Raw genomic sequence first — 19,279 nt, 5'->3', positions numbered from 1 at the left:
GCAGTCTCGAAAACTTGTCGGTGGGTCCTTGTAGCGTGAGTTCATGGACGAAGACGGTGGTGTAGAGGATGATCGGCCGCCTGATGGTGGCATGGCGGAGCGTTTGCGTTCGATGGAGAGGCAGCGGTGCCGGACGGTGTTCGAGCAGTACCGGTTGGCGGCGGAGTTGCTGCGGGAGCGGGTGTGCGAGCGGGTGGCGGCGGGGTTGGCGCAGGACCGGTGGCAGCAGGGCGTGGCGGCGGAGGTCGGGTTGGCGTTGCACATGTCGCCGAACGCGGCCGCGAAGTTCGTGAACCGGGCGGTGGAGCTGGAGAAGACGATGCCGTGCGCTCGCGCCCGGTTACGCGAGGGTGACCTGTCGCCGGAGGCGATCCCGGTGATCGTCGGCGGCTTGGCGCATCTGGACGCCTCCGATCGGCATGTCGCGGATGCGCAGTTGTGCGCTGATCCGGCGACGCTGGCGGGGATGGGCCTCAAGCAACTCAGCGCGCGGGTCGAGCAGGTCGCGTATCGGCTGGACGCGCAGGCGACGGTGGATCGGAACGCGACGGCGGAGAAGGACCGGACCGTGACGATCCGCCCGTTGCCGGAGGGGATGGCCAGGGTCTCGTTGCTGTTGCCGGTGGCGCAGGGCGTCGGGGTGTACGCGGCGCTGCGCAAGCACGCCGCCACGCTGATCGGGATCGGCGCGGACCTGCGCACGCGCGGTCAGATCATGGCCGACACCGCGTTCGCGCGGATCACCGGCCGCGAGGCCGCCGCAGGTCAACCGGTCACGGTGAACCTGACGATGCCCGCCACGGTGTTGCTGGGCGACCGGTCCGGGACGGCGCACCTCGACGGCGGCGGGACGATGCCGGCGGAGATCGCCCGCAATCTCATCGGCCGGGCCACCGCTGCCGGCGTCGCCTGGGTGAAGCGGCTGTACATCGCGCCCGAGTCGGGTGCGGTCGTCGGCATGGACTCACGGGCCCGCTGTTTCCCTGATGAGTTGGCGGAGATGATCCGGGCACGGGACCGGTTCTGCCGGACCCCGTACTGTGACGCGCCGATCGCGCACACCGACCACGTGGTTCCGCACGCGTCCGGTGGTCCCACCGAGTTTCAGAACGGGCAGGGCCTGTGCGCGGCGTGCAACTACGCCAAGGAAGCCACCGGCTGGACCAGCCGGGTGGTGCCGGACGCGAGCGGGCGGCACACCGTCGACACCCGAACACCGAGCGGACACCACCACCGGTCCACCGCCCCGGACCAGGCCGCCTAGCTAGATCCGGCGGGCCAGACCCACGCGGGTCAGCGTGCCGACGAGGCGCAGCGTGCGGCCGAGCTGCCGCGGCGACGCCATGATGGTGCGCTTGTGCCGATGCCCGGCGTCGGTGACGGGCTTGCCGTCGAGCCGGTCGGCCAGCCAGCCCAGCAGCATCGGTGCCGACAGGAAGTGCATCGAGAAGTGGTCGCTCCACTGGTCGGTGAGGTACTCGACGTGCGTGCCGCCGGACGTGTACCGCTCCACGTGGGCCTCGGCGTCGGAGGCCGGCGAGATCTGGTCCTTGGTGGACTGCACCACGAGCATCGGCACGGAGGGCGCGGACTGACCGGGGCGGATGTCGTCGAAGATCTCCAGCAGCTTCGGCAGCCGGGCGATGTCCTCGAACGGGAGGTCGCAGTAGTAGCCGAAGTCCTTGTGCGCCATCTTGCGGATGGCCCGCTCGGGCGACCACTCGAGCGCGTCCTCGTAGAAGACCTTGCGCCCCTTGTCGTCGACGTGCTCGGCGAGCACCTCACGTAGCGTCGGGTACTCGCGGGCCAGCGCCGCGATCACCAGCGTCGGCAGGCCGGTGAACAGGGTGTTGTTGAGGTAGACGAAGACATTGCCCGGATCGGAGACGGGCGCGCCCACGGCCCCGGCGATCAGGTTCAGCTCGGGGGCGTACGACGGTGCGATCTCCGCCGCCCAGGACGTGGCGAGGCCGCCACCCGAGTAACCCCAGACGCCGAGGCGCGTGTCCGCGGCGAGGCCGAGCGGCTCGTGCGAGAGCGCGGCGCGCAGACCGTCGAGCACCATGTAGCCGGGCTCGCGGGGGATGCCCCAGCGGCCGGTCTGGCCGCCGTGGTCGGGCACGGAGACGGTCCAGCCCTTGGCGACGGCAGCCGCGATGAAGAGGTACTCGATCTGCGGGAACGAGGCGTCGTCGCAGCGGACGCCGTGCTGCAGCACGTACGAGGGGAAGGTCTTGGGGTGCAGCGAGTCGATCGCGCACTGGTACGAGACCAGCGGCGCGCCCCGCTTCGCTCCGCGGAGCGGGCTGATCACGGTGGTGACGGTGACCTCGGGGACGCCGTGCATGTTCACGGTGCGGTACAGCAGCTGGGTGGCGCGCACCTTCTGCTTGATCCGGCCGAGGAAGCCGATGCTCACGTCGCGGTACCGCAGCACGGTGCCCTCGGGTGCGTCCTCGAAGCCCGACGGGGCGTCGAAGAACGGGTCGATGCCCACCATCTGCGGCTCCGCGGGTGCGGGCCACAGCTCGGCGAGCTCCGTGCGGTTCTGCACAGCCGTCATGTCGCGTCCTCCTGATCGGGCGTTCGGAGCGACTGTACACACATTTGGGACAGATCTGAATAATCTGTCCCATTGCGGCTCGGTTGCGGAGACCCCGCGGCCGAGACCCCACGCTGCTCGGGCCGCTCGGGCCGGCGCTGTGTGAACATCCGGTGAATCCGTCCGCGACCGGCCCCGCGACGGCTAATCTTCAGTTCGCTTAATGGCGGATTGAGGTGAATGACATGACCCCTGGTGACCGCGTGCAGTTGCGCGACGAGGTGCTCGGATTCGGAACGGTGCTCAGCGCCGACGACGAGGCGGTGTCCGTCAAGCTCGACGACGGCCGCGCCGTGGCAGTGCACCGCGAGGCCCTCGTCCTCCTGTGAACCCGATCGCGGCCTCGGACGCGGGTGGTTCCGCCGCTAAGAACCGGCCGCCGCCAGCATCATCAGCGTGGCCCGCATGGACTCGATGACGGGCTCGGTGGCGATGGTCGGATCGATCGCGCGCTGAATACCCAGCCCGATCCCGGCCGAGAGCAGCAGCTCCGCTGCGGATTCGAGCGTGCTCCGCAGGTGCGGTTCGATCTCCTCGGCGCCGGACTCGCCCCGCACCAGGTCGACGAGCATCTCGACGACGGTGCTGCGCGCCGCGGCGCGGAGCTCCACGATCATGGCGAGCAGGTCCGGGTCGGTGCGGGCGACGGTGATGAACTCGAGTTCGAGCATCGTCCAGCCCACGTCGCCGGCGGTCCGCTGCACCCAGTCGGCGAGCAGATCGATGCGGTCCTGCAACTGCCCCTCACCCGTGACCACGCCGGCGAGCTCGCCGATCTTCTCGTCATGGATGGCCTGCAGCACCTCGCGGCACAGGTTCGGCTTGTCGACGAAGTTGGAGTAGACGGCACCCTTGGAGTACCCGGCCCGGTCGGCGATGTCCTCCAGGCTCGCGGCGGCGTACCCGACCTCCAGGAAGCGATCGCGCGCGGCGATCAGCAGGTCGGCGCGGGTCTGCGCGCGTTGTTCCACCCTGGTCAGCCTGGCCACGGGAGAAGAATACGCGACAGGGTATTCAAAAACTCGCAGTATTCGGATACTGTCGGTCACATGAACCTGTTCTCTTCTCGCGACCACCTCGCCCGGCTCGACGGTGCGCTCGTCGTCATCACCGGCGGCGCCCGCGGCATCGGTGCCGCCACCGCCCGCCTCTTCGCGCAGCACGGCGCCCGCGTCGTGCTGGCCGACGTCGACCTCGACGTCGCGGAGACCACCGCGGCGACGATCCCCGGCGCGCGCGCCGCCCGCCTCGACGTCACCGACCGCGCGTCCTGGGCGGCGCTCGTCGCCGACCTCGACGCCCCGGTCGACGTCCTGATCAACAACGCCGGCGTCATGTCGCTCGGGCACTTCGAAGAGGAGTCGGAGACCACCACCGACCTCATCCTCGACGTCAACGTGCGCGGCATGCTCAACGGCATACGCGCCGTGATCCCCGGGATGGCCGAGGCCGGCGGCGGCCACGTCGTCAACGTCGCGTCGATGGCCGGGATGATCCCGATCCCCGGCATGGTCACCTACAACGCCAGCAAGTTCGCCGCGCTCGGGGCGTCGCTCGCCGCGCGCCGGGAGTACGACGTCGCGGGCGTCGCGGTCTGCGCGATCCTCCCGTCGGCGGTCCGCACCGAACTCTCCTCCGGGGCGCAGCTCGGCGGCGCCCTGCCCACCGTCGACCCCGAGGACGTGGCCGCCGCGGTCCTCGACACCCTGCGCACCCGCGCGGCGCGCACCTCCGTTCCGAAGTGGGTCGCCCCGGGCTGGAGCCTCGTCGAGGCCTTCGTTCCCGAGCCGATCGAACGCCTCGCGCGCAAGCTGCTCGACGACCGGCGCACTCTCGATCTCGACGCGGCCGCCCGCAAGGCCTACACCGACCGCATCGCCCGGCAGGCCACCGACCACGCGGACCACGCCGCCCTGACCGACGGGGAGGCCGCCCGGTGACCCGCGCGCTCGTGATCGGCTGCGGCGGCACCATCGGCGGGGCGTGGACCATCGCCGCGCTGGCTGCGCTCGAGGAGCAGCTGGGCTGGGACGTGCGCGAGGCGGACGTACTCCAGGGCACCTCCGCCGGCTCGGAGATCATCACCGCCCTGCAGGCCTTCTCGGTCCAGGACCTCGTCGCCATGCAGGAAGGGCGCGCGGAATCGCCCGTGCTGCAACGCCACCTCGCCGCCACGCCGGCGCCGCTGCCGCGGATCCCGTTCTCACTGCCCGCCGACCCGTCGACCCTGTGGACCCGCCGCGGCGGGCACGCGCCGCTGACCGGCGTCGCCCCGCGCGGCCGCGGTGATGCGACGTGGCTGCAGGAGCTCGCCGACGCCACCGTCGGGCCGGGTGCGCTCGTGCCGCCGAAGGCCCGCCTCGTGGCCTACGAACCCGCTACCGGCGAGCGCGTCGCCCTCGGCGCGCCCGGGGCCCCGAAAGCCACTGCCGGCGAGGCCCTCCGCGCGTCGTGGGCGATCCCCGCGTGGATGCCGCCCGTCGAGATCGAGGGCCGCACCTACGTCGACGGCGGCGCCGCCTCGACCGCCTCGGTCGACCTCATCACCCCGCAGGACGCGGACGAGATCGTCGCCGTGGTCTCCATGGCCTCGGCGCCCGGCGTCCGCGGCCCCGGCCTCGGCGGCCTCGTCGAGTACGCGGCGCTGCGCCGCCCCATGTCGGCCGTCTTCTGGGGCGAGGTCGAACTGGCGCGGGCCCGGGGGCAGAAGGTCACCGTGATCTCGCCCGACGGTGCCGATCTCGCCGGCCTCGGCGCGAACTTCATGGCCCGGGGCAAGCGCGCCGAGGCCTTCACGGCCGCACAGCGCACCGCTCCGCTCGCCGTCCGCCGCGGACTGGAGGAGGCACGATGACCGAGCCCCGCATCGTGGTCATCGGCGCCGGCGTCGCCGGCATCTCGACCGCGCACGTCCTGCAGGAGCAGGGATTCACCGACTGGGTCGTCCTGGAGAAGGGCGCCGACGTGGGCGGCGTCTGGTTCTGGAACCGCTACCCCGGCCTCACCTGCGACGTGCCCTCGCAGATCTACCAGTTCGCCTTCGCCCCGAAGCCCGACTGGGAGAAGATCTGGGCCACCGGCCCGCAGATCCAGCAGTACCACCGCGACGTGGTCGAACAGCTGGGCCTGCAGGACCGGATCCGTTGCAACACCGAGGTCCTCGCCGCCGAGTTCGACGACGCCTCCGCCACCTGGTCGCTCACCCTGAACACCGGCGAGACGATGACGGCCGACTTCGTCGTCTGCGCCACCGGCGTGCTGCACAATCCCGCGATCCCCGACATCGAGGGCCTCGCCGACTTCGAGGGCGACGTGGTGCACACCGCGCGCTGGGACGACTCCCTGGTGAGCGAGGGCCGCAGGATCGCCGTCATCGGCACGGGATCGACCGGCGTGCAGGTGGTCTCGGCGCTGCAGCCGAAGGCGAAGCACCTCACGCACTTCGTCCGATCCCCGCAGTGGGTGCTGTGGGCGCCGATGCGGCTGCCCCAGATCGGGCTCGTCTCGGAGCTCTTCAGGCGGGCGCCGAAGGTTCTCGACCAGGTGCACCAGGGCCTGCTCTGGGGCTCGGGCATCCTCGCCGACATCGCGACGAAGCCGTCATGGCGGCGCAGCGCGGTGCAGGCGTACGCCCGACTCTCGCTGCGGGCGCAGCTGCCGCCGGCGCTGCGGAAGGACCTCACCCCCGAGGACGAGCCGCTGTGCAAGCGGCAGGTCGTCTCCGGTACGTACTACTCGGCGCTCAAGGCCCGCAACGCCTCCCTGGTGACCGACGGCATCGAGCGGATCGAGCCGACCGGCATCCGGACCGTCGACGGGCAGCTCCACGAGGCGGACCTCCTCGTGCTCGCCACCGGCTTCCGCGCACACGACTACATGCGGCCCATGCGGGTGACGGGCCGCGACGGCGTGAAGCTCGACGACGCCTGGGCCGACGGTCCGCGGGCCTACCGCATGACGGCGATCCCCGGCTTCCCCAACCTGTTCACCGTCCTCGGCCCCAACTCCCCGACGGGCTCCATCTCCCTGCAGTTCTCGGCCGACCTCACGGCGAGGTACATCGCGCAGTGGCTCGATCGGTTCCGACGCGGCGAGGTCCGGACGATGGAGGTCACCGAGGAGGCCACGGAGGGTTTCAACCGGCAGGTGGCGGAGGCCATGGGCCCGACGGTCTGGAACACCGGCTGCAACTCCTGGTACTTCACCGAGGGCGGGTCGATCGACCTGTGGCCCTTCGACCGGAAGACCATGGTGCGCATGCTGTCCGCGCCCGACGACGCGGACTTCCACGTCCGACGGTCCGCCGACCGCACCTGACGATCACGGCGTCCCGAGGCGGGCGCGGAGGACGGAGAGGGCCCGGTGCTGCGTGAGCAGCACCTGGCCCTCCGTCATCGTGAGCACCTCGGCGCACTCGGCGACGCTGCGCCCCTGCACGATCCGCAGCAGCAGCACGATCCGCAGCTCGTCGGGCAGGCGGTCCACCAGGGACGCGCGGGCGCGCGACGGCGCGGCATCGGAGTCGATCATGTCGTGATCCTCCGATCCGCGTGCGGCGAACATTCCTCCGCGCGGTCCCGATTCCGTCCCGATCGTGTCGCAACCCCTTGACAGCGCGCCGGCGACCCACCATTCTGAACAGAGTTCAGCTACTGAACCTCGTTCAGATTGGAGGCCGTCATGGCCGCACCCTCACTCCTCGGGCGCCTGTCCAGCCCCCGCCGGGAGACCGATCCGCACCGCCTCGCGAAGGCCGTCGGCGGCCGCACCGTCCTCGTCACCGGCGCCTCCTTCGGGCTCGGCGCCGCCACGGCGGAGTCGTTCGCCGCCGCCGGTGCCACCGTCCTGCTCGTCGCGCGCACCGCCGACAAGCTCGACGAGGTCGCGGCCCGGATAAGGGCCGACGGCGGTACCGCCCACGTGCTGCCGGCCGACCTCACGGACCCGCGCGCGGTCGAGGACCTCGCCGCCGCCATCCTCGACCGGCACGGCGCGCCCGACATCGTGATCAACAACGCCGGCAAGTCGATCCGCCGCTCGCTCACCCTGCAGCTCGACCGACCGCAGGACTTCGAGCGGACCGTCGACATCAACTACCTGGGCCCCGTCCGGCTCCTGCTGCGCCTCGTCCCCGCGATGACCGAGGCCGGCGGCGGGCGGATCGTCAACATCTCGACGGTCGGCGTCCGCATGCACCCCGGGCCGCGGTGGGGTGCGTACCAGGCGTCCAAGGGTGCCTTCGACACGTGGTTCCGCAGCGTTACACCGGAACTCCGGGCCCGGAACATCAGCACGACGTCGATCTACATGGCGCTGATCCACACCCGGATGAGCGCGCCGACGCCCAGCATGCGCCGGCTCCCCGGCCTCCACCCGGAGCACGCCGCGCAGATCGTGGCCGCCGCCGTGGTCGACGGCCCGCGCTCGCTGGCTCCGTGGTGGTCGTGGCCGCTCGACGTTGCCTCCACGGTCGCGGGCGGCGCCTTCTCCGCCGCGTACACGCTGGCCTTCCGGTTCGGCGAGGACTCGCCCTCGGCCCGTGCGGACGCGGAGGCGCTCCGATGAGCGCCGTCCCCGAGATCGTCCGCGCGGCGCTGGGTTCCGGCCTGCTGGTTCCGCCGCCGCCCCACCGGTGGCCCGCCGTCGCCCGCGGGCTCGGCTCCGGTGCACCCGGATTCGTCACCCTGCTCCGCGTCGCCGCGGCGCGCGCGCCCGGTCGGATCGCGCTCGTCGACGACGAGGGCGCCCTCACCTACGGGGACCTCCTCGCCGAGGTCGGCGCCGCGGCGACCGCTCTGCACCGGAGCCACGGCGTCGCACCCGGGGAGACGGTCGGCGTCCTGTGCCGCAACGGCCGACGCTTCGTCGTCGCCCTCCTCGCGACGGCGTCCCTCGGCGCCGACGTCCTGCTGCTCAACACCGACTTCCGCGGCCGCGCCCTCGCCGCGTCGCTCGAGGGCCACGCCGTGCGGCTCGTGATCGCCGACGAGGAGTTCGTCCCCGCCCTGGACGAGATCCCCGAGACCACGATCGCCTCGTCCGCCCTGCGCGACCGCTGGGGCACCGTCGACCCCGCCCCGCGCGAGGGGCGACTCATCCTGCTCACGTCCGGGACGACAGGCACTCCGCGCGGCGTGCCGCGCGATCCGGCACCGTCGACCCTGCTCGGGATGACCGCGAGCGTGATCGCCCGCACCGGCGCGCACGTCGGCTACCGGACCGCGGTGGCGGTGCCCTTCTTCCACGCCTTCGGCCTCGCCGCGCTCGCCCTCACGCTGGGCCTGGGCGGCACCGTCATCACGCAGTCGCGCTTCGACCCCGCGGTCGCGCTGGACCGGGCGGCGACGCACCGCGCCGACGCCCTGATGGTGGTCCCGGCGATGCTCGCCCGCATCCTGGAAGCCGCACCGCCCGAGAGCGTTCCGCCGGTCGTGCTGAGCGGCGGCTCCGCGCTGCTCCCCGCGCTCGCGGACCGGTTCACCGCCCGCTTCGGGGGCGTCCTGTTCAACGGCTACGGCTCCTCCGAGGTCGCGCTCGCGACCCTCGCCACGCCCGACGACCTGCTGCGCGCCCCGGGCACCGTCGGCCGGCCGGTCGCGGGGGCCACCGTCCGGGTCCTCGACGACGACGGTGCGCCCGTCCCCACCGGGATCACGGGCCGGATCTTCGTCGGCGGCCGCCCGGCCGTCGGCCGGTACACGGGCGGCCCCGACAAGGCCCGCGTGGGCGCGCTGATCGCGACCGGCGATCTCGGCCACCTCGACCGGCACGGATTGCTGCACGTGGCGGGCCGCGACGACGACATGATCGTCAGCGGCGGCGAGAACGTCTACCCGCGCGCCGTCGAGAACGCCCTCGCGGCGCACGCCGGCGTCGCGGACTCCTGCGCCCTGGGCGTCGCCGACGCGCAGTACGGCCAGCGCCTCGTCGCGCTCGTGGAGACGGCGGATCCTGCTCGGCCGACCGGGGATGCGCTCCGCGACTACCTGCGCGGATCCCTGTCCCGGTTCGAGCAGCCCCGCGACATCCACTTCGTCGCGGCGGTCCCCCGCAACGCCGCGGGCAAGGTCGACCGGCGCGCGGCCGCGGCCCTGCTCGCGACCCTGGACCCCGAAGGAGCAGCCCGATGACGGTCCACCTGTTCGACGTGGCGCCGCTGCGCCCCCTGGGCGGCGGGGAGGTGCCGACCCTCGCGCTCGTCGTGGTCGACGGTGACCGCGTGCTCGCCGTCGACGCCGGCTTCCCGGCCTCGGTCTTCGAGGATCCGACGCTGATCGGCTTCGAGCGCTTCTTCCTGCGGCTGCCGCACCGCCCCGAAGCGTCTCTGCTGCACCGCCTGGAGTCGATCGGGCTGCGGCGCGAGGACCTCACCGACATCGTGCTCACGCACCTGCACAGCGAGCACGCCGCCGGGATCGTGGACTTCCCCGAAGCCGCCGTGCACGTCGCCGCGACGGAGCTCGAGCCCTCCCGGTCCGGCTCGCTGCGCGCGCGGATCTCGTACCGCTCCCGGTTCTTCGCGCACGGCCCGCGGTGGCGCCCGCACGCAGGGACGGGCGAGTGGCTCGGCGTCGGCGGCTGCTCGTGGATCACCGACGACGTGGTCCTCGTCCCGCTCCCCGGGCACACCGTCGGGCACTGCGGCGTGGCGGTGCGGCACGGCGACGCCTGGTTGCTGCACACGGGCGACGCCGGGTACGGCGACCCCCGCACCGGCGCGCCCGCCGCGTTCCCGCTCGCCCAGTACGAGAGGATCTCCATGGCCGCACCGGACCTCCAGGCGACCACCCGGGAGACGTTGCGGCTCCTCGCCGCCCGCGACGACGTCCACACCGTCTCGTCGCACCGATACCCGCCCCGCCTCCCGCTCGCCGTCGCGGAGGCCACCGAACGGAGTCCCCGATGAGCGTCACCATCGAGCGCGTCACGATCGACGCCGAACCCGCACCCTTCGAGGCGCTCCTCGCGCGACCGTCCGCGCCGGGCGGCCCGCGCCCCTCCGTGCTCCTCGTGCACGACATCACGGGCGCGGAACCCGACATCGAGCGGAACCTCCGCATCGTGGCCGACGCGGGCTACCTCGCGATGGCGCCGCTGCTGTTCACCGCAGGCCCGAATCGGCTGGGCTGCATCGTCTCCACGATGCGCTCGCTCGGCACGGGCAAGGGACCCGCGTTCGCGGTGCTGGAGACCGCTCGCGGCGCCCTGGCCGCCGACCCGCAGTCGACCGGCGAGGTCGCGATCACCGGCTTCTGCATGGGCGGCGGCTTCGCCCTGCTCGAGGGCGACGACCGGTACGTCGCGGCGGCCCCGTTCTACGGGAGTCTGACCACCTTTCGGGCCGTCACGGCGGACACCTGCCCCGTGGTCGGATCCTTCGGCGCCCGGGACCCGTTCCTCCCGTTCGGCGAGCGGCGCCTGCGGCGCGTCCTCGACCGGCACGGCGTCCTGTCCGACCTCAAGACCTATCCCGGCGTCGGCCACAGCTTCGCCAACCGGATCGACTCGGCGCCCGACGCGGTGCTTCGGGTCATGGGCCTCGGGTACGACGAGGCCGCCTCGGCCGACGCCTGGTCCCGCGTCTTCGCGTTCTTCGCGGCGCGTTTCGCGGACGGGGGCGCCGCGTGATCGACCGGGTGCACCACCTCAACTGCGGCACGCTCAGGCCCGTCGGCGTCCCGCCCATGGTCTGCCACGTCCTGCTCCTGGAGACCGACGCGGGGCTCGTCCTCGTCGACGCCGGGATCGGGCTGGCCGACATCGCGGCGCCCGCGGCCAGGCTGGGCGGCGGCCTCACGCGGGTGATCCGGCCCGACTTCGCCGCCGCCGAGACCGCCGCCGCCCAGGTGGAGGCGCTCGGCTTCGCCCGCGCCGACGTCACACACATCGTCGCCACGCACCTCGACTCCGATCACACGGGCGGGATCGACGATTTCCCCGGCGCGACCGTCCACGCCACCGCGACGGAGCTGCGGTCGGCGCGCGGGGCCCGCGGCATCCCGGCCGCCGTGCGGTACCGGCCCTGGCGGCATTCGCCCGAACCCGCTGTGGCGGCGTACGACGACTTCCGCGAGGACTGGTTCGGGTTCGCGGCGGCGCGGCTGACGCCGTTGGGCGACGATGCGCTCCTGGTACCGCTGCCCGGCCACACGCCGGGCCACGCGGGGATCGCGGTGCGATCCGGCGACGGCTGGATCCTGCACTGCGGCGACGCCTTCTACCACCGCGCAGCCGTTCTCGGCGGGCCCGTGCCCGCCGCGCTGCGCGCGGGTCAGTTCGTCTCCGCCGCCCGACGGCGGGAGGCCCGGGCCACCCGGGACCGGCTCGCGGAGACCTTCGGCGACGGTGCCGGATCCGTCCGACTGCTGTGCGCGCACGATCCGGTGATGTACGCCGAGGCGGCGCGAGGCAGTATCGAGGGGTGAACAGGAGCAGGCCCGCCACGCAGTGGGGCGACCGCGACCAGCGCCGGATCGACATCCTCCGCGCCGGCGAGGAGCTCCTGCGCAGCGGCGGATACGCCGCCCTCCGCATGCGGGACGTCGCGGACGGCGCCGGGATCTCGCTCGGCACCGTCTACACCTATTTCGCGACCAAGGAGAACCTCTTCATCGGGGTCTTCGCCGAGCACGTGCTGCGGATGACGGAGCGGCTGCGCCCTCGGCTCGAGGAGGCGTCCGACTTCGTCGCGGTGTTCACGGCGGCGGCGAACGAGTACCGCGACGGCTATCCCGTCTTCGGCAGGCAGTTCGACGCGCTCGCGCTGGTCGAGACCGCGGACGCATTGCAGCCCGCCGTGGAGCAGGGCCTCCGGGACGCGACGGCCGGCCTCATCGGTGCGCTGGGCGAGGCCCTCGTCCGCGCGGGGTACGAGGGCGACCTGCGCCCCGCGATGGCCGTCCTGTGGTCGGAGGTCACCGGCCTCGCGAACCACTACACGACGGAGCGCCGGGAGTTCCTGGACGTGGGCTGGGACGAGGCCGTGGCGTTCGCCGCCCGGACCCTCGGGCGCGGCCTCGGCATCGTCGACCCCGCTGAGGGCCGCACCTAGAACCACACGCGGGCGAGCCAGGCCGCGAGGCCGAGGCCGCAGATCGCGACCGCGACGCGCAGCTTCCCGGCGTCGATCCGCGCCACGACGGGCGGGCCGCACCAGCCGCCGGCGAAGCCGCCGATCGCCATCGCGATCGCCGCGGGCCAGTGCACGGGCCCGAACACCGCGAAGCCGAGGGCCGCCGCGAGGTTCGCGAGACCGAGGGCGTAGCTCTTGAGCATCGCTGCGCGCCACAGGGGTTCGGACGTGGCCAGCAGCGTGAGCGCCAGGATCATCACGCCGGCGCCCGCGCCGAAGTAGCCGCCGTACACGGCGACCAGGAAGACGCCGACCGGGTAGAACCGCGCGAGCCGCTGCACCGCGGGGCGCTCGTGCAGGTGCGGCTGCAGCAGGATCGCGATCGCCGCGATCGCGATGAGCACCGGAACCACCCGCTCGAAGGTGCTCCCCGGCGCCAGAAGGAGCAGCGCGGATCCGGCGGTCCCGCCCGCGATCGCGAGCACGGCCAGCGTGCGCATCTGCAAGCGGTCCTTGGCGAGCTCCGAGGCCGAGGAGGCGATCGATCCGCCGCCCACCGCCACCATCGCGACGGTGTTGGTCACGTTGGCCGCGACCGGGGAGAGGCCGAAGGCGAGCAGCGCGGGGTAGGAGACGATCGAGGCGAGCCCGGTGATGTAGCCGATGAGCCCGGCCCCGAACCCGGCGACCACCAGCGCGGCCACCGTCAGCGCCGTCATCGGCTCCCCATCGTCCGCACTGTACTGCGCGAACGGCGTCGGTTCAGACCGCGGGCTGCTGCTGCGTAATGCAGTGGATGCCGCCGCCGCGTGCGAACAGGGGCCGCGCATCGACGGTGACGATCTCGCGGCCGGGGTAGGCGGCCGCCAGGACCTCCACCGCCACGGCGTCGTTCGGGTCGTCGAACGAACAGGCCACCACCGCGCCGTTGACCACGACGTGGTTGATGTAGCTGTAGTCGACGAAGCCATCGTCGTCGCGGAGCACCGTCGGGGCGGGGACCGAGAGCACCTCCCAGGCCCGGCCCGCGGCGTCGGTCGACCCCGCGAACGTCTCCCGCAGGGCGGCGCACCGCGCGTGGTCGGGGTGCGACGGGTCGCGCTGGTCGTGCAGCAGGACGGTGCCCGGCGACGGGATGGTCGCGACGATGTCGACGTGGCCGCGGGTGCCGAAGGTGTCGGAGTCGCGGGCGAGCCCGAAGGGCAGCCAGACGGCGTGCGTGGCGCCGATCGTGCGCACCATCTCGGTCTCGACCTGCGCCTTCGTCAGGCCCGGATTGCGGCCCGGATCCAGTTGGACGGTCTCGGTCAGCAGGACGGTCCCGGCACCGTCGACGTTGAGGCCCCCGCCCTCGTTCACCAGCTCCGACCCGAGGTACTCGGCGCCGGCGAGGTCGGCGACGAACCGCCCGATCCGGCTGTCCCGGTCCCAGGTCGCCCAGGACTGGCCGCCCCAGCCGTTGAAGATCCAGTCGACGGCGCCGAGCCGGCCGGCCTCGTCGACGACGAAGGTCGGGCCGATGTCGCGCATCCAGGCGTCGTTGAGCGGCGCCTCGACCACGTCGACGCGGCTCGACAGGTACCGGGCCGCGGCCGCGCGCTCGGCGGGATCGACCACGACGGTGACGGGCTGGAAGTCGACGACCGCGTTCGCGACCGCGGCCCACGTGGTGCGGGCGGAATGCTGCTCCTCGGCGGTGTCGCCGAGCGAGTAGCCGGCCGAGGGGTAGGCCATCCAGGTGCGGACCTGGGGCGCCGTCTCCGACGGCATGCGCCACGTCACTTCGCACCTCCCAGCGGGCCGTTCGCCTCGACGGGCTCGACGAGCGGGCCGTAGGTGTCGGGCCGGCGCGTGGCGAGGAAGGGGAACAGGGTCAGCCAGTCGCGCCGCTGGTCCAGGTCGAGGTCGGCCACGAGTACGGCCGAGGCGTCGCGGGGCGCCTCGACGAGGATGCGGCCGTACGGGTCGGAGATGAAGGAGCTGCCGTAGAACGTGATCGCGCCCTCGTTCCCCCACCGGTTGGGCACCACCATGAAGGTGCCGCTCGATATGCCGTTGCCGACGATCACCTGCCGCCACAGCGGGGCGGTGTCGAACGCGGGGTGATCGGGCTCGGAACCGATCGCCGTGGGGTAGGCGATGACCTCGGCGCCGCCCAGGGAGTACGCCCGCGCGACCTCCGGGAACCACTCGTCCCAGCAGGTGGGGAGGCCGAAGCGGGCGCCGCCGAGCTCGGCGGGCGCGTGCACGGGGTACGGGTCGGCACCGTCGGCCTGCGCCGGGCCGCGGAGGAAGTAGGTGTCCTCGTAGTAGCCGGCGGTGACCGGGATGTGCAGCTTGCGGGTGCGGGCCAGCAGCTCGCCGGACGGCGAGACCATGATCGCGGTGTTGTAGCCCAGCGGCTCCGCGTCCGGGTGCCGCTCGTAGAGGGAGGCGTGGACGACGACACCGTGCTCCTTCGCCGCGGCGGCCGCGAGGGCGAAGGTGGGACCGGTCAGCAGGTCCTCGGCGAGCACGCTCGGCCGGGCGCCGCCACGCTCGAAGGCCGGGTAGCGCAGCAGGGTGATCTCGGAGAGGAAGACGACCTTCGCCCCCGCCCCGGCCGCCTGCCCGATGGCATCGGTGAGCTCGGCCGCCAGCAGCGCGGCGTCGTCGTGCCAGCGGTGCTGCACGAGCGCGACGCGCAGCGGCTCCCGCTCGGGGGCGTCCACGCGGGCGGGCGACGCCGGGATCCCCGGCGCGACGATGAGCTCCATCTCGGTTCCTCCAGAATTTATCGATAGGCTTTCGATAAACGATAGCCCCGGGTGACCGCTGCCACAAGAGGCAAATCGAAAGCCTGTCGATTAATCGTCCCGTCGGGTAGGTTCGTGCAGGTGAGCAGACGCGTCGGCCGGCCGAGCACCCCGCAACTCGACCGGGCCTCGATCGGCGCGGCGGCCCTGGAGCTCGTCGACCGGGAGGGTGCGCTGAGCATGCCGGCGCTGGCCCGCCGGCTCGGCGTCCAGGTCTCGTCGATCTACCACCACGTCGACGGCCGCGCCGGCGTCATCGGCCTGGTCCGCGACCTCGTGACCGCCGACATCGACGCCGCCTGCTTCGCCGTGGAGCCCTGGGACCGCGCCCTCGACACGTGGGCCCGCACCTACCGCAACGCCTTCGCCGCGCACCCCGCCGCGGTCCGCCTGCTCGCCACCGAGACCATCGGGGGGCGGCAGAACCTCGCGATGTACGCGGCCGCGACCACCGGCCTGCTCCGCGCCGGATTCCCGGTCGAGCAGGTCATGGGCATCGTCGTCGGCGTCGAGAACTTCCTGCTGGGAGCGGCGCTCGACGTCTCGGCGCCCGAGGTCCCCATCGCGGTGGACGACGACGAGGCCGCGACCGACGACCTGCGCCGGGCCCTCGCCGCGGCACCGTCGGGCCCGGAGCGCTCGCTGCAGGCCTTCGACCTGGGGCTCGCGGCGCTGATCGAGGGCCTGCGGGCGCTACTCGTCGCCGAGCAACAGCGCCAGTAGCAGCTCGGCGCGCACCCGCGCCGACTTGAGGTCCACCCCGAGCAGCTCCTCCGCCCGCTCCACCCGCGCCCGCGCCGTGTGCCGGTGCACCCCCAGCGCCGCGGCCGTCCCCTCCCACTGGCCGTGGTGCTCGAGGTACGCCCGGAGCGCCTCGGCGAGGCCGTCGTGCGCGCGCAGCGGGTCCAGCAGCGCGCGGTCGAGCCGCGCGAGGGCATCGCGGGTGCCGGGGTCCGTGAACAGGGTCCGCCCGGCCAGCGCCGCGGCGTCGACGGTGCCGCCCCCCGGCCGCGCCGCGCGGGCCGCGAGTTCCGCCGCCGCGACCGCCTCGGCCACCGCGCCCGGCGCGTGCGGCGCCCCGAGCCCGAGCTGCAGCCGGCCGCGCTCGCCCGGCGCGAGGCCCGCGACCAGGGCGTCGGCGAAGGCGGGGCCGTCGTCGCCGCCGAGGAGCGCCACCACGCCGCCCGGGCCGGCCGCCTCGGAGACGAACACCGGGCGGCCCGCATCGTGCAGCGCCGCCCGGACCGCGGCGATCACCGCCTCCGGGTCGGCACCCCCGCGGATCATCAGCGCGCGGACCCCGGACGGATCCGCCGCCTCCGCGACCAAGGGCGCCGCCTCGTCGAGGTCCCCACCCGCGGACAGGACCAGGCGCAGGGCCGCGGCGTTCATCCGCCACTGCGCGAGCCGCAGCCGCAGCGGTCGCTCGAAGTCCAGTGCGAGCAGGGAGTTGGCGTGGCCGATGAGCACGTGGTCCGTCGCCGAGGGTTCGCGCGGCAGCACCACCCCGAGGTGGCCGTGGCCGCGGTCGCCCACGCGGATGGGCTGGGTGACGATGGTGCCGTGCCGGGCGGCCGGGTCGGTCGACGGCGCCGTCACGGGCCCGACCGCGGACGCCGCGACGTGCGCGCGCGCCTGCTCACCCACCTCGCGCGCGACCGCCGGATCGAGCTCGGCCGGATGCGCCTGGACGACCCGGCCGCCGCGGTCCAAGAGGAGCGCCGCGCCACCGGATCCCACCGACAGCTCGCGCAGCGTCGCCGAGGGCCCGCCCGCGACCGCCGCGCGAGTCATGCGCTGCTGGGCCCGGCCCGCCGCCGCCTGCGCCGCGTTCGCGCGTCGCGCGATCTCGTCGATGACGGTGCGCGCGACGGCCACGAAGGGCGTCGGCAGGGGCACGTCGACGAGTGCGAGCCCGAACTCGTCGGCCGCGTCGACCAGGGCCGACGGTGCGCTGGCGCGGGAGACGCCGACGCCGAAGCCCAGCCCGGAGACGCCGCGGTCGGTGAGGCGCCGCACGTACTCCCGACAGCCCTCATCGCCGGGCGGGATGCCGATGCCCGTGGTCAGGAGCATCTCGCCGCCGGTGAGCCAGGGTGTGGGGTCGGCGAGCTCGGTGGTGATGACGAAGGTGATCGGGACGTCCGTCGCCGCCGCGCCCGCGCGCAGCCCGAGGCCGAGGTCGCGCTGCCCCAGCAGCCAGCGCACCGTGACCGCCATGCCGCTCCAATCCGTCGAGTCGACGTCGTCGATTTCGCCATTCTGGCAGATGCGCGGCCCAGTGACCCAGCGCACAGTGAGAGGACTTCCCCGTCCCCCACCGAAAGGGCCGCGATGTCCGACCGCCTCCAGAACTTCATCGACGGAGCGTTCGTCGACTCGACGTCGTCCGCGTCGATCGACATCGTCGACCCGGCGACCGAGACCGTGGTCGCGGTCTCGCCGGTCTCGACCGACGAGGAGGTGGCCGCCGCGGTCGCCGCGGCCGAGCGCGCGTTCCTCACCTGGGGCCGCACCACGCCGAGCGCCCGCCAGGCGGCGCTGCTGAAGCTCGCGGACGCGATCGAGGAGCACGCCGACGAGATCGTCGCCGCCCAGGTCCGCAACACCGGCCAGCTCGCGGCCATGGTGAAGTCCGAGGAGGTCCTGGTCTGCGCCGACCAGGTGCGCTTCTTCGCCGGCGCCGCCCGCCTGCTCGAGGGCCGCGCGGCCGGCGAGTACATGGAGGGCTTCACCTCGTACGTGCGGCGCGAGCCGATCGGCGTCGTCGGCCAGGTGACGCCGTGGAACTACCCGTTCATGATGGCGATCTGGAAGATCGCGCCCGCCCTCGCCGCGGGGAACACCCTGGTGCTCAAGCCCTCCGACACCACGCCCGAGTCGACGCTGGTGCTGGCGCGGATCGCGCAGGACATCCTCCCCGACGGCGTCCTCAACGTCGTGCTCGGCGACGGTGCCGTCGGCGCCCGGCTGGTCGGCGACCCCGCGCTCGGGCTGGTCGCGATCACCGGCTCCGTCCGCGCCGGCATCGCCGTGGCCACCGCCGCCGCGACGGACCTCAAGCGCGCCCACCTGGAACTCGGCGGCAAGGCGCCCGCCGTGGTCTTCGGCGACGCCGACGTCGCCCGCGCCGCCGAGGGCATCGCGCAGGCCGCGTTCTTCAACGCCGGCCAGGACTGCACCGCCGCGACCCGCGCGCTGGTGCACGAGTCCGTGTACGACGCCTTCGTCGCGGCCCTGGTCGCCCAGGCGCAGACCCTGCGGCCCGGCGCCCCCGACGATCCGGACGCCTTCTACGGCGCCCTCAACAACGTGCACCACTTCGGCCGCGTCATGGAGAAGCTGGCCGCGCTGCCCGCGCACGCGACGGTGGCGACCGGCGGGAAGCGCGCGGGCGAGACGGGCTTCTACGTCGAGCCGACGGTGATCACGGGCGTGCGGCAGGACGATCCGATCGTGCAGGAGGAGACCTTCGGCCCGATCATCACGGTGCAGCCCTTCGCGACCGAGGACGAGGCCGTCGCGCTCGCGAACGGCGTGCAGTACGGCCTCGCGTCCAGCGTGTGGACCACCGATCACGCCACCGCGAACCGGATGAGCATCCGGATCGACGCGGGCGCGGTGTGGATCAACTGCCACATCCCGCTCGTCGCGGAGATGCCGCACGGCGGATTCAAGCACTCGGGTTACGGCAAAGACCTCTCGGCGTACGGCCTGGAGGACTACACCCGAATCAAGCACGTCATGAGCAGCAACGACTGACCCCGACCGCACCGCCGATCACCGCCCGCCGAAGCCGCCGAGAAAGGC

Annotated in this window: 20 protein-coding genes; 13 read left to right on the top strand and 7 right to left on the bottom strand. The window is 73.3% G+C overall.

Annotated features, from left to right (window positions below; translation table 11 throughout):
* Positions 1 to 43: 43 nt before the first annotated feature.
* Complete coding sequence (locus WFK95_RS00325; RefSeq protein ID WP_336669548.1) at positions 44 to 1,264, top strand: HNH endonuclease; 1,221 nt, start codon at positions 44 to 46, stop codon at positions 1,262 to 1,264.
* Here WFK95_RS00325 and WFK95_RS00320 read toward each other — a convergent pair whose 3' ends face one another.
* Entirely contained in the window at positions 1,265 to 2,563 is a 1,299-nt protein-coding gene (locus WFK95_RS00320; RefSeq protein ID WP_336669547.1) for a lipase family protein, read from the bottom strand. It lies immediately after the preceding gene.
* A gap of 224 nt (positions 2,564 to 2,787) precedes the next feature.
* Between WFK95_RS00320 and WFK95_RS00315 the strand changes: the two genes are divergently transcribed.
* Positions 2,788 to 2,931, top strand: coding sequence for a hypothetical protein (locus tag WFK95_RS00315; protein WP_224644871.1), 144 nt, complete (start codon positions 2,788 to 2,790; stop codon positions 2,929 to 2,931).
* A 36-nt stretch (positions 2,932 to 2,967) separates the two neighbouring features.
* On the opposite strand, the gene WFK95_RS00310 is transcribed toward WFK95_RS00315, so the two are convergent.
* Positions 2,968 to 3,591 (bottom strand): TetR/AcrR family transcriptional regulator, encoded by a 624-nt coding sequence (locus WFK95_RS00310; protein WP_336669546.1) that lies wholly within the window; start codon positions 3,589 to 3,591, stop codon positions 2,968 to 2,970.
* Between the two features lie 60 nt (positions 3,592 to 3,651).
* Here WFK95_RS00310 and WFK95_RS00305 point away from each other — a divergent pair, with 60 nt between their 5' ends.
* Genes WFK95_RS00305 through WFK95_RS00295 form a run of 3 tightly spaced genes read left to right on the top strand, consistent with a single transcriptional unit; the run spans position 3,652 to position 6,919 of the window.
* A complete protein-coding gene (locus WFK95_RS00305) occupies positions 3,652 to 4,542 on the top strand; it encodes an SDR family oxidoreductase (protein WP_336669545.1) in 891 nt (296 codons plus the stop codon).
* Positions 4,539 to 5,456, top strand: a complete 918-nt coding sequence (locus WFK95_RS00300) for a patatin-like phospholipase family protein (RefSeq protein ID WP_336669544.1) — start codon at positions 4,539 to 4,541, stop codon at positions 5,454 to 5,456. Before WFK95_RS00305 ends, WFK95_RS00300 begins: the two co-directional genes overlap by 4 nt.
* Positions 5,453 to 6,919 (top strand): flavin-containing monooxygenase, encoded by a 1,467-nt coding sequence (locus WFK95_RS00295; protein WP_336669543.1) that lies wholly within the window; start codon positions 5,453 to 5,455, stop codon positions 6,917 to 6,919. Before WFK95_RS00300 ends, WFK95_RS00295 begins: the two co-directional genes overlap by 4 nt.
* Positions 6,920 to 6,922: 3 nt before the next feature.
* Here the strand turns inward: WFK95_RS00295 and WFK95_RS00290 are convergent, their stop codons facing one another.
* Positions 6,923 to 7,132 (bottom strand): sigma factor-like helix-turn-helix DNA-binding protein, encoded by a 210-nt coding sequence (locus WFK95_RS00290; protein ID WP_224644866.1) that lies wholly within the window; start codon positions 7,130 to 7,132, stop codon positions 6,923 to 6,925.
* Positions 7,133 to 7,282: 150 nt separating this feature from the next.
* Here WFK95_RS00290 and WFK95_RS00285 point away from each other — a divergent pair, with 150 nt between their 5' ends.
* The 6 genes from WFK95_RS00285 to WFK95_RS00260 are packed head-to-tail and all read left to right on the top strand — an operon-like array spanning position 7,283 to position 12,653.
* Complete coding sequence (locus WFK95_RS00285) at positions 7,283 to 8,167, top strand: SDR family NAD(P)-dependent oxidoreductase (protein ID WP_336669542.1); 885 nt, start codon at positions 7,283 to 7,285, stop codon at positions 8,165 to 8,167.
* Complete coding sequence (locus WFK95_RS00280) at positions 8,164 to 9,732, top strand: AMP-binding protein (protein ID WP_336669541.1); 1,569 nt, start codon at positions 8,164 to 8,166, stop codon at positions 9,730 to 9,732. The genes WFK95_RS00285 and WFK95_RS00280 overlap by 4 nt, the downstream gene beginning before the upstream one ends.
* The gene (locus WFK95_RS00275) at positions 9,729 to 10,508 is read left to right on the top strand and encodes an MBL fold metallo-hydrolase (protein ID WP_336669540.1); all 780 of its coding nucleotides are present in this window, start codon (positions 9,729 to 9,731) and stop codon (positions 10,506 to 10,508) included. Before WFK95_RS00280 ends, WFK95_RS00275 begins: the two co-directional genes overlap by 4 nt.
* The gene (locus WFK95_RS00270) at positions 10,505 to 11,230 is read left to right on the top strand and encodes a dienelactone hydrolase family protein (RefSeq protein ID WP_336669539.1); all 726 of its coding nucleotides are present in this window, start codon (positions 10,505 to 10,507) and stop codon (positions 11,228 to 11,230) included. Before WFK95_RS00275 ends, WFK95_RS00270 begins: the two co-directional genes overlap by 4 nt.
* A complete protein-coding gene (locus tag WFK95_RS00265; protein ID WP_336669538.1) occupies positions 11,227 to 12,027 on the top strand; it encodes an MBL fold metallo-hydrolase in 801 nt (266 codons plus the stop codon). Before WFK95_RS00270 ends, WFK95_RS00265 begins: the two co-directional genes overlap by 4 nt.
* Positions 12,024 to 12,653, top strand: coding sequence for a TetR/AcrR family transcriptional regulator (locus WFK95_RS00260; RefSeq protein ID WP_336669537.1), 630 nt, complete (start codon positions 12,024 to 12,026; stop codon positions 12,651 to 12,653). The genes WFK95_RS00265 and WFK95_RS00260 overlap by 4 nt, the downstream gene beginning before the upstream one ends.
* Here the strand turns inward: WFK95_RS00260 and WFK95_RS00255 are convergent.
* Genes WFK95_RS00255 through WFK95_RS00245 form a run of 3 tightly spaced genes read right to left on the bottom strand, consistent with a single transcriptional unit; the run spans position 12,650 to position 15,430 of the window.
* On the bottom strand, positions 12,650 to 13,393 hold the full coding sequence (locus WFK95_RS00255; RefSeq protein ID WP_336669536.1) for a sulfite exporter TauE/SafE family protein: 744 nt from the start codon (positions 13,391 to 13,393) through the stop codon (positions 12,650 to 12,652). The genes WFK95_RS00260 and WFK95_RS00255 overlap by 4 nt on opposite strands.
* Before the next feature lie 43 nt (positions 13,394 to 13,436).
* Complete coding sequence (locus WFK95_RS00250) at positions 13,437 to 14,456, bottom strand: agmatine deiminase family protein (protein ID WP_224644858.1); 1,020 nt, start codon at positions 14,454 to 14,456, stop codon at positions 13,437 to 13,439.
* Positions 14,453 to 15,430 carry a nitrilase-related carbon-nitrogen hydrolase gene (locus WFK95_RS00245; protein ID WP_336669535.1) on the bottom strand — a complete coding sequence of 326 codons (978 nt, stop codon included), beginning with the start codon at positions 15,428 to 15,430 and terminating at the stop codon, positions 14,453 to 14,455. Before WFK95_RS00245 ends, WFK95_RS00250 begins: the two co-directional genes overlap by 4 nt.
* Positions 15,431 to 15,550: 120 nt before the next feature.
* Between WFK95_RS00245 and WFK95_RS00240 the strand changes: the two genes are divergently transcribed.
* Positions 15,551 to 16,192, top strand: coding sequence for a TetR/AcrR family transcriptional regulator C-terminal domain-containing protein (locus WFK95_RS00240; RefSeq protein ID WP_336669534.1), 642 nt, complete (start codon positions 15,551 to 15,553; stop codon positions 16,190 to 16,192).
* Here the strand turns inward: WFK95_RS00240 and WFK95_RS00235 are convergent.
* Positions 16,163 to 17,689, bottom strand: a complete 1,527-nt coding sequence (locus tag WFK95_RS00235) for a PucR family transcriptional regulator (protein WP_336669533.1) — start codon at positions 17,687 to 17,689, stop codon at positions 16,163 to 16,165. The two genes, WFK95_RS00240 and WFK95_RS00235, sit on opposite strands and share 30 nt — an antisense overlap.
* A gap of 114 nt (positions 17,690 to 17,803) precedes the next feature.
* Between WFK95_RS00235 and WFK95_RS00230 the strand changes: the two genes are divergently transcribed.
* Positions 17,804 to 19,231, top strand: coding sequence for an aminobutyraldehyde dehydrogenase (locus tag WFK95_RS00230; RefSeq protein ID WP_336669532.1), 1,428 nt, complete (start codon positions 17,804 to 17,806; stop codon positions 19,229 to 19,231).
* Positions 19,232 to 19,279: the final 48 nt, after the last annotated feature.

It is taken from the genome of Tsukamurella sp. USMM236 (genome assembly GCF_037148755.1).
Taxonomy (GTDB): domain Bacteria; phylum Actinomycetota; class Actinomycetes; order Mycobacteriales; family Mycobacteriaceae; genus Tsukamurella.
The sequence above is the reverse complement of the archived record's forward strand: the minus strand, read 5'-3'. Positions and strand labels throughout refer to the sequence as shown.

Excerpts from the sequence above, each read along its gene's own strand:
- WFK95_RS00325 (WP_336669548.1), top strand. The coding sequence starts at position 44 with ATGGACGAAGACGGTGGTGTAGAGGATGATCGGCCGCCTGATGGTGGC.
- WFK95_RS00320 (WP_336669547.1), bottom strand. The coding sequence starts at position 2,563 with ATGACGGCTGTGCAGAACCGCACGGAGCTCGCCGAGCTGTGGCCCGCA.
- WFK95_RS00315 (WP_224644871.1), top strand. The coding sequence starts at position 2,788 with ATGACCCCTGGTGACCGCGTGCAGTTGCGCGACGAGGTGCTCGGATTC.
- WFK95_RS00305 (WP_336669545.1), top strand. The coding sequence starts at position 3,652 with ATGAACCTGTTCTCTTCTCGCGACCACCTCGCCCGGCTCGACGGTGCG.
- WFK95_RS00295 (WP_336669543.1), top strand. The coding sequence starts at position 5,453 with ATGACCGAGCCCCGCATCGTGGTCATCGGCGCCGGCGTCGCCGGCATC.
- WFK95_RS00290 (WP_224644866.1), bottom strand. The coding sequence starts at position 7,132 with ATGATCGACTCCGATGCCGCGCCGTCGCGCGCCCGCGCGTCCCTGGTG.
- WFK95_RS00285 (WP_336669542.1), top strand. The coding sequence starts at position 7,283 with ATGGCCGCACCCTCACTCCTCGGGCGCCTGTCCAGCCCCCGCCGGGAG.
- WFK95_RS00280 (WP_336669541.1), top strand. The coding sequence starts at position 8,164 with ATGAGCGCCGTCCCCGAGATCGTCCGCGCGGCGCTGGGTTCCGGCCTG.
- WFK95_RS00275 (WP_336669540.1), top strand. The coding sequence starts at position 9,729 with ATGACGGTCCACCTGTTCGACGTGGCGCCGCTGCGCCCCCTGGGCGGC.
- WFK95_RS00270 (WP_336669539.1), top strand. The coding sequence starts at position 10,505 with ATGAGCGTCACCATCGAGCGCGTCACGATCGACGCCGAACCCGCACCC.
- WFK95_RS00255 (WP_336669536.1), bottom strand. The coding sequence starts at position 13,393 with ATGACGGCGCTGACGGTGGCCGCGCTGGTGGTCGCCGGGTTCGGGGCC.
- WFK95_RS00245 (WP_336669535.1), bottom strand. The coding sequence starts at position 15,430 with ATGGAGCTCATCGTCGCGCCGGGGATCCCGGCGTCGCCCGCCCGCGTG.
- WFK95_RS00235 (WP_336669533.1), bottom strand. The coding sequence starts at position 17,689 with ATGGCGGTCACGGTGCGCTGGCTGCTGGGGCAGCGCGACCTCGGCCTC.
- WFK95_RS00230 (WP_336669532.1), top strand. The coding sequence starts at position 17,804 with ATGTCCGACCGCCTCCAGAACTTCATCGACGGAGCGTTCGTCGACTCG.